Genomic DNA, 8,585 nt, shown 5'->3' with positions numbered 1-8,585 from the left:
AACCTGATGCGCAACGTCTGGTCGTACATGATCATCTTCTGCGGCCACTTCCCGGACGGCACACAGGAATTCACCATCGAGGAGACGCAGGGCGAGTCCCGCGGCATGTGGTACTTCCGCCAGGTGCTGGGTTCGGCGAACCTGACCGGCGGCCGGCTCTTTCACATCCTGTCCGGCCATCTGTCGCACCAGATCGAGCACCACCTGTTCCCGGACATGCCGGCGCACCGCTACCCGGAGATCGCAGGCGAGGTGCAGGCGATCTGCAAGCGCTACGGCATCCCCTACAACGCTGGTTCGCTGCCCAGGCAGTTCGGCACCGTCGTCCGCAAGATCGTCAAGCTGGCCATGCCGCCGAAGAACCGCAGCGACGTCAAGGCGACGGCACGCGAACTCGTCGCGGCCTGAGCGCGACCGCCTCGCGAGAGTGCGACTGCCAACGGGTCTACTCGGGAAACGCCTCGGCAGTTGCACTTTCGCGATGTCGTCGGCCCTGTGTGGCATCGTCGATCAGTAGCGGTAGCCGACCAGCGCGATCGAGGCTTGCACGGCGGGCTCGACGATCTCGCGCGGACTGTGTCCGTCCTCGACCACCTGAGCTGTCAGTTCACGCAAACCGCCGACCAGGATCACCGCTTTGGCGTGGGTCAGGGGTGGCAGGTCGTCGTTGCGCATGGCCGGGTTGTTGCTCAGGTCCACCAGCACGCTGGTCAGCAGTTCGGTGTTGCGTCGCTGCGATGGCCGCGCCGCGGCGTCGGGTGCCGGGAGTTCGCGGATCCAGGCCAGCGTCAGCGCCGGCGTCGCCTCGATGTAGCCGACGTAGGCCTCGACGGCCTGCCGGATTTGGCTCTGCCAGTGGGCTTGTGGATCGACTGCAGCGCTTATCTGCGCACTGAGTCGTTCCACGCTGGCATGTAGTAACTCGTGGAAACACTGCTCCTTGCTGGCGAACTGGTCGTAGAACGTGCGCTTGGAGGTGCGGGCGTGCCGGACGATGTCGGCGACCGTGCTGGCGCGATATCCCCGCTCGTCGATCGCCGCTGAGAGGCCGTCGAGTAGGCGTTGCCGGAACGGGTCGATGGCGGCGGATCCGGACGGAGTCGCGCCGTCAACGACGGTCGTCGGCACGGCGCCTCCCTTGCCATGAGCCCTTGCCAGCCCTTGGTACCAGACGGTACCGTACCGGACAGCAACGTGGTACGGGGAGGTACCGCGACGACGTGGGGAGTGCACCGCTATGAGCACCGTCGAAAAGCGCGTGGCTTCGGCCACGTCCGCCGTCCGGCTGCCCCCTGGCCCACAGATTCCAAAGGCCCTGCAGGGCTTGACTTTCGCGCTGTTTCGGCGCCAATTCGTCGACCAGATGTCGCACCGTTACGGCGACGTCTTCTCCTGCCATGTGCCGATCTACGGGCCGATGGCGGTGGTGGCCAATTCGCAACTGGCAAAACAGGTTTTCACCACCAGCCCGGACATTCTGGGCAACATCCAGCCCAACCTCAGCCGATTACTCGGTTCGAGGTCGGTGTTCGCGCTGGATCGTGACGACCACCGCCAACGCCGGCGTCTGCTGGCGCCGCCGTTTCACGGCAAGAGCGTCAAGAACTACGAAACCATCATCGAAGAGGAGACGCTGCGCGAGATTGCGAGTTGGCCGCACGGTGTCCCGTTCGCCACGCTGCCGTCGACGATGCGCATCACGCTCAACGCGATCCTGCGTGCGGTATTCGGGGCCGAGGGAGCCGAACTCGACGAGCTACGCAGGATCATCCCGCCGTGGGTCACGCTGGGCTCGCGGCTGGCGACGCTGCCCAAACCCAAACGCAACTATGGCCGTTACACGCCGTGGGGACGTTTGGTCGAGTGGCGGGCCCGGTACGACGCGATCGTTGACACGCTCATCGACGACGAAAACGGCGACCCGTACTTCGAGGACCGCGCCGATGTGCTGGCGCTGATGCTGCGCAGCACCTACGAGGACGGTTCGGCCATGACGCGCGAGGATATCGGCGACGAGTTGTTGACCCTGCTGGCGGCCGGACACGAGACCACCGCCTCGGCGCTCGCCTGGACCTTCGAGCGGGTGAGCCGACACCCCGGGGTGCTGACCGCGCTGGCGGACGAGGCCGACACCGACGACAACGAGTTGCGCCAGGCCACGATTCTGGAAACACAGCGCAGCCGAACGGTTATCGACGCTATCGGTCGCCACGTCTACGCCCCGGCCTACGAACTCGGTGACTGGTCGATCCCGCAGGGGCACACCATTATCGTCAGCATTTCGCGGCTGCACAGTGACCCCGAACTTTTCCCCGACCCCGACCGCTTCGATCCGCAGCGCTTCGTCGGGACCAAGCCGCCCAGCTTCGCCTGGATCCCCTACGGCGGTGGGGCCCGCCGCTGCGTGGGCGCGGTGTTCGCAACCAGGGAGAGGGGCGTGGTGCTCCGACCTGTGTTGCGCCCCTTCACAATCGAATCACCGCCCGCACCCGGGGAGAAACTGCACGCCCGCGGTGTCGCCTACACCCCCAAGGGCGGCGGGATGATCACGGTCCGTCGACGCTAGGGTCAGCTCTCGACGGCGGCCCGTCGTGGCAACTTCCAGTCCGGCCGGATGTAGTGGCAGGTGTACCCGTTGGGATAGTGCTCCAGGTAGTCCTGGTGCTCGGGCTCGGCCTGCCAGAAATCGCCGGCGGGGCTGACTTCGGTCACCACCTTGCCCGGCCACAGCCCTGATGCCTCGACGTCGGCGATGGTGTCCTGCGCAACGCGCTGCTGGTCCTCGTCGAGGTAGAAGATCGCCGAGCGATAGCTGGTCCCGATGTCGTTACCCTGCCGGTTCGTGGTGGTGGGGTCGTGGATCTGGAAGAAGAACTCGAGAATCGTCCGGAAGTCGGTCTCGGCCGGGTCATAGGTGATCTCGATGGCTTCGGCATGGGTGCCGTGGTTGCGGTAGGTGGCGTGCGGGACGTGGGGGTCGCCGGTGTAGCCGACCCTGGTCGACACCACGCCGGGCTGCTTGCGGATCAGGTCCTGCATGCCCCAGAAGCAGCCGCCGGCCAGGATTGCCTTCTTGTATTCCGTCATCCTGTCGATTATCCACTTCCTCGACAAACCGCAGTAGAACGTGTTCTAGTTTCTTGCGTGAAGCACGTTTTCAGCCGTGACGAACTCGCCGCCGCGTTCGACACGTTCGAGCAGACCGTGGCGCACGCCGCCGCGACCAAGAACTGGGACGAGTGGGTGGGGCACTACACCCCGGATGTCGACTACATCGAGCACGCCGCCGGCACCATGAAGGGCCGCGACGAGGTGCGTAGCTGGATCCGCCAGACGATGTCGACCTTTCCGGGCAGCCACATGACGGCGTTTCCGTCGCTGTGGTCGGTGATCGACGAGGCAACCGGGCGGATCATCTGCGAGTTGGACAACCCGATGCGTGACCCCGGCGACGGGACGATCATCAGCGCGACGAACATCTCGATCGTCACCTACGCCGGCGACGGCACGTGGTCTCGCCAAGAGGACATCTACAACCCGCTGCGCTTCCTGCGTGCCGGGGTCCAGTGGTGCAAGAAGGCGGAAAAGCTTGGCACACTTGACGATGACGCGGCGCGCTGGCTGCAGACCTACGGAGGAAAACAGTGAGTGCTCCGAAACTGGTGATCGGCGCCAACGGTTTCCTGGGCTCGCATGTCACCCGTCAACTCGTGGCGACAGGTGCCGACGTCCGCGTCATGGTCCGACGAGGCGCCAACACCCGCAGCATCGACGGCCTCGCCGTCACCCGCTTTCACGGTGACGTCTTCGACACCGCCACCGTGCGCGACGCGATGCAGGGCTGCGAACAGGTGTATTACTGCGTGGTCGACACCCGGGCCTGGCTGCAGGATCCGGCGCCGCTGTTCCGTACCAACGTCGAAGGGTTGCGTAACGTCCTCGACGTTGCGGTCGAAGAGCCCCTCGCGGCCACGCTGAAGCGCTTCGTGTTCACCAGCACCTACGCGACCATGGCCCGCCGGCACGGTCATGTCGCGGACGAGACCGAGCAGATCGACCGCCGCAAGCTGACCCCGTACGTGCAATCGCGGGTGCAGGCCGAGGATCTGGTGCTGCGCTATGCCGCGCAGAAAGGCTTGCCCGCCGTCGCCATGTGCGTGTCGACGACCTACGGCGACGGCGACTGGGGCCGCACCCCGCACGGGGCGTTCATCGCCGGTGCGGTCTTCGGCAAGCTGCCGTTTTTGATGAACGGCATTCAGTTGGAGGCCGTCGGCGTCGACGACGCGGCGCGGGCGATGTTGATCGCCGCCGAGCAGGGCCGCAACGGCGAGCGCTACATCATCTCCGAGCGGATGATTTCGTTGAACGACGTGGTCGAGATCGCTGCCGACGAGGTGGGTGTGCCTGCGCCGCGGCGGGCCATTTCGGTGCCCGTGCTCTACGCGATGGGGATGTTAGGCAGCCTGCGGGCCCGGCTGACCGGTAAGGATGCCGAACTCAGCATGCGGTCCGTGCGGATGATGCGCGCCGAAGCTCCGGTCGACCACGGTAAAGCCGCCCGCGAATTAGGTTGGCAGCCAAGGCCTGTCGAGGAATCTATCCGGGAGTCCGCACGATTCTGGGCCAACCTGAAGAATGCCAAGCGGGACAGCGAGCCCACACCGTCCGAATAGGCCGGAATCGTCCTTAACTTCTCCCGCCGTCCCGTCCGCGTGTCTCGTGTGACCGGAACGGTTTTTGTTACATAGTGTGACCCATGGTGAAGCAGTGGCGCCGCTGCGCTGATGCAGGTGCCCCTGCCCCACGCGCCGCCCCGTCGGCGAAGTGGGTGGGTCGATGACGGCAATGGTGCCGATCGGACTGGTCGGATATGTGCGCGATCAGATCACGCCACCGTTGGCGACCGTGGGCGGATTCGCCCGGATGTGCATCCTGACGGGAAAAGCGTTGTTCCGTCCGCCTTTTCACTGGGACGAATTCATCATCCAGACCTGGTTCATCACCCGGGTCGCATTGCTGCCGACGGTGGCGGTCTCCATCCCGCTGACCGTGCTGATCGTATTCACCCTCAACACGCTGCTGGCAGCCTTTGGCGCAGCGGACATTTCAGGTGCCGGTGCCGCGCTGGGGGCGGTGACGCAACTGGGCCCGCTGACCACCGTGCTGGTCGTCGCCGGCGCGGGGTCGACGGCCATCTGCGCCGACCTGGGTGCACGAACGATCCGCGAAGAGATCGACGCCCTCGAGGTTCTCGGCATCGACCCCATCCACCGGCTGGTGGTGCCGCGGGTGGCGGCCGCCACCGTTGTTGCGACACTGCTCAACGGAACCGTCATCACCATCGGGCTGGTGGGCGGCTTCCTGTTCGGCGTCAAGCTCCAAAATGTCTCGGGCGGGGCCTATCTGGCCACCCTGACCTTGGTCACCGGCCTACCCGAGGTGGTGATCGCGACCATCAAGGCCGCGATCTTCGGGATGATCGCGGGCCTGGTCGGTTGTTACCGGGGCCTGACCACCAAAGGTGGCCCCAAGGGCGTCGGTGTCGCCGTCAACGAAACCTTGGTGCTGTGTGTGCTCTCGCTGTTCGCGGTCAATGTGGTGCTGACGACCATCGGCGTCCGGTTCGGGACGGGTCGCTGACGTGGCCACCGCGACCGTCCTGCGCGCGCGGTTTCCGCGCACGGTCGCAGGGCTCGATCATTACGGCCGCGGCGCGATCCGGGGCATCAACAAGGCCGGACAGCTCACCAGGTTTTCGGTCGGCAGTGCCTGGTCGACCGGTTGGGCGCTGCGCCGCTACCGCCGGGAGACGTTGCGCCTGATCGCGCAAATCGGGATGGGCACCGGCGCGATGGCGGTCGTCGGCGGAACCGCGGCGATCGTCGGATTCGTGACGCTGTCCGGCGGCTCGCTGATCGCCATCCAAGGCTTCGCGTCGCTGGGCAACATCGGCGTCGAGGCATTCACCGGATTCTTCGCCGCGCTGGCCAACGTCCGTGTCGTCACCGCGGTGGTGACGGGGGTCGCGCTGGCGGCGACGGTCGGCGCGGGCGCGACGGCCGAACTGGGCGCGATGCGGATCAGTGAGGAAATCGACGCGCTCGAGGTGATGGGCATCAAGTCGGTGGCGTTCTTGGTATCGACCCGGCTGATGGCCGGCCTGGTGGTCGTCGTCCCGCTCTACGCGATGGCGCTGGTGATGTCGTTTCTGTCGGGACAGGTTGTCACCACGCTGTTTTACGGCCAATCCGAGGGCACCTACGAGCATTACTTCCGGACGTTTCTCCGCACCGAGGACGTGTTCTGGTCCGGCGGCGAAGTCATTGTCATGGCGGTGATCGTGATGATCACCCATTGCTACTACGGCTATACCGCCAGCGGCGGCCCGGTCGGAGTAGGCGAAGCAGTCGGGCGGTCGATGCGTTTTTCGTTGGTGTCCACGGTGATCGTCGTGCTGCTCACGTCGCTTGCACTCTACGGCGTCGACCCGAATTTCAATCTCACGGTGTAAGCAGACGATGACCGCCAAGAAGGAGCGACACTCGCGAACGTGGCCGGACACCGCCGCCGGAGTTGGATTTTTCCTGACCTGCGCACTGCTGTTGGCGTTGGTGTACGGGCAGTTTCGGGGCGACTTCACGCCCAAGACCACGCTGACGATGCTGGCCGCGCGGGCCGGCCTGGTGATGGACCGGGGCTCGAAGGTCACCTTCAACGGCGTCAGTATCGGGCGGGTCGCCGACATCACCGAAGTCCAGCACCGCGGCAATCCGGCGGCGCGCTTCACCCTCGACGTGGATCCCCGATACGTCGACCTGATCCCGCGTAACGTCATCGCGAAGATCACGGCGACAACGGTGTTCGGCAACAAGTACGTGTCGCTGACCTCTCCCAAAGAAGCTGCACCGCAGCGGATTACGCCGTCAACGGTGATCGAGGCTACTTCGGTCACGACGGAGTTCAACACGGTGTTCCAGACGCTGGTCGAGCTTGCCGACAACGTCGACCCGGTAAAGGTCAACCTCACCCTCGGCGCGACGGCGCAGGCGCTGACTGGGCTGGGCGACAAGTTCGGCCGGTCGATCGTCAACGGTAACAAGATCCTCGACCACGTAAACCGCCGCATGCCGACCATTCGGCACGATATCCGGCAACTCGCGGCGCTCGGCGACGTCTACACCAAAGCGGCGCCGGACCTGTTCGACGCGATCGACAACGCGGTGACGACGGCGCGCACGCTCAACCGCCGTCAGGCTGAACTCGACGCCGCGCTGCTGGCGGCAATTGGATTCGCCAACAACGGAAACGACATCTTCACTCGCGCCAGACCCGTTCTGGAGCGGCTTGCCGCCGACCTCAAGCCCACCGCTCACCTGCTCGACACCTACAGCCCAGAACTGTTCTGCACTATCCGTAACTTCGCCGACGTCGCACCCAAGATCGCCCAGTTGGAGAGCGGCAACCACTACGCGGCGCAACTCGGTGTGGCGATCACCGGGGCCGAGAACCCATATGTGTATCCGGACAACCTGCCGAGAGTCAACGGTCGCGGTGGACCGTACGGAAAGCCGGGCTGCTGGCAGCCGATCACCCGCGACCTGTGGCCCGCGCCGTATCTGGTGATGGACTCCGGCAACAGCATTGCGCCCTACAACCACTTCGAGCTGGGCCAGCCGCTGGCCACCGAATACGTGTGGGGCCGCCAGTACGGGGAGTACACGATCAACCCATGAGAATCAACGGAACCATCGCCCGCCTGGCCGCCGTCGTGTCGGTCCAATTGTTTTTCACTGCAGTCATTGTCGTGGTTTTCGGTCAAATTCGGTTCGACCGTACCAACACCTATTCTGCGGAGTTCAGCAACGCCAGTGGGCTGCGTACCGGACAATTCGTCCGCGCCTCCGGGGTAGAAGTCGGCAAGGTCAAGAAGGTGGACCTGGTCGACAATGACCAGCGGATTCGGGTGGAGTTCACGGTGGACCGCTCGGTACGGCTCTACCAGTCGACCACAGCCCAGATCCGCTACCAGGACTTGATCGGAAACCGGTACCTCGAAATCAGCCGCGGGTCCGGCGAAAACGCTGAAAGAACGCTGTCGCCAGGTGGATTCATTCCGCTGGCGAGGACGCAACCGGCGCTGGACCTCGATGCGCTGATCGGTGGTTTCAAGCCGCTGTTCCGTTCGCTAGATCCGCAGAAGGTCAATACGATTGCGTCGTCGATCATCACCGTCTTCCAGGGCGAAGGCGGCACCATCAACGACATCCTCGACCAAACCGCGCAGCTGACCGATCGGCTGGCCGAAAGTGACCAGACCATCGGCGACGTGATCCACAACCTGAGCACCGTGCTGGAAACCACCGAACGCCACCATGACCAACTCGATTCCACCATCGACCATTTCGAAGGGCTGATCACTGGGCTGAAAGAACGCGCCGCCCCCTTGGCCGATGGAGCCGCCCGTATCAGTAGCGCGGCGGGCACCATCGCCGACCTGCTCTCGGATAACCGTGCGCTGGTGCGCAGCACAGTCACCCGCTTGGATACAGTGGCCGGCGCGCTCAACGATCAACGCGACCGGG

At 64.8% G+C, this 8,585-nt stretch carries 10 protein-coding genes; 8 read left to right on the top strand and 2 right to left on the bottom strand.

Features of this window, described 5'->3' with window-relative positions:
• On the top strand, positions 1 to 408 hold a 408-nt coding region (locus tag AC2VOU_RS05645; RefSeq protein ID WP_486956483.1), incomplete at its 5' end, for a fatty acid desaturase family protein.
• 102 nt (positions 409 to 510) lie between these two features.
• Here the strand turns inward: AC2VOU_RS05645 and AC2VOU_RS05640 are convergent.
• Positions 511 to 1,128, bottom strand: a complete 618-nt coding sequence (locus AC2VOU_RS05640) for a TetR/AcrR family transcriptional regulator (RefSeq protein ID WP_486956482.1) — start codon at positions 1,126 to 1,128, stop codon at positions 511 to 513.
• A 109-nt stretch (positions 1,129 to 1,237) separates the two neighbouring features.
• On the opposite strand from AC2VOU_RS05640, the gene AC2VOU_RS05635 reads away from it, so the two are divergent.
• Positions 1,238 to 2,566, top strand: coding sequence for a cytochrome P450 (locus AC2VOU_RS05635; RefSeq protein ID WP_486956481.1), 1,329 nt, complete (start codon positions 1,238 to 1,240; stop codon positions 2,564 to 2,566).
• A 2-nt stretch (positions 2,567 to 2,568) separates the two neighbouring features.
• Here the strand turns inward: AC2VOU_RS05635 and msrA are convergent, their stop codons facing one another.
• On the bottom strand, positions 2,569 to 3,087 hold the full coding sequence (msrA, locus tag AC2VOU_RS05630) for a peptide-methionine (S)-S-oxide reductase MsrA (protein ID WP_486956480.1): 519 nt from the start codon (positions 3,085 to 3,087) through the stop codon (positions 2,569 to 2,571).
• Positions 3,088 to 3,144: 57 nt separating this feature from the next.
• Between msrA and AC2VOU_RS05625 the strand changes: the two genes are divergently transcribed.
• The 6 genes from AC2VOU_RS05625 to AC2VOU_RS05600 all read left to right on the top strand — a co-directional run.
• Positions 3,145 to 3,648, top strand: a complete 504-nt coding sequence (locus tag AC2VOU_RS05625; protein WP_486956479.1) for a nuclear transport factor 2 family protein — start codon at positions 3,145 to 3,147, stop codon at positions 3,646 to 3,648.
• Positions 3,645 to 4,676, top strand: coding sequence for an NAD-dependent epimerase/dehydratase family protein (locus AC2VOU_RS05620; RefSeq protein WP_486956478.1), 1,032 nt, complete (start codon positions 3,645 to 3,647; stop codon positions 4,674 to 4,676). The genes AC2VOU_RS05625 and AC2VOU_RS05620 overlap by 4 nt, the downstream gene beginning before the upstream one ends.
• Positions 4,677 to 4,848: 172 nt before the next feature.
• On the top strand, positions 4,849 to 5,643 hold the full coding sequence (locus tag AC2VOU_RS05615; RefSeq protein WP_486956484.1) for an MlaE family ABC transporter permease: 795 nt from the start codon (positions 4,849 to 4,851) through the stop codon (positions 5,641 to 5,643).
• Between the two features lies 1 nt (position 5,644).
• Positions 5,645 to 6,514: an MlaE family ABC transporter permease gene (locus tag AC2VOU_RS05610; RefSeq protein ID WP_486956477.1), complete on the top strand. Its 870-nt coding sequence runs from the start codon at positions 5,645 to 5,647 to the stop codon at positions 6,512 to 6,514.
• 7 nt (positions 6,515 to 6,521) lie between these two features.
• Positions 6,522 to 7,736 (top strand): MCE family protein, encoded by a 1,215-nt coding sequence (locus tag AC2VOU_RS05605; RefSeq protein WP_486956476.1) that lies wholly within the window; start codon positions 6,522 to 6,524, stop codon positions 7,734 to 7,736.
• Positions 7,733 to 8,585 (top strand): MCE family protein (locus AC2VOU_RS05600; RefSeq protein ID WP_486956475.1); only part of this gene is annotated, 853 nt, incomplete at its 3' end. The genes AC2VOU_RS05605 and AC2VOU_RS05600, both read left to right, overlap by 4 nt.

The organism is Mycobacterium sp. TH-M25 (genome assembly GCF_057473665.1).
Note: the sequence above shows the minus strand (reverse complement) of the source record. Positions and strands in the feature narration are given on the sequence as shown.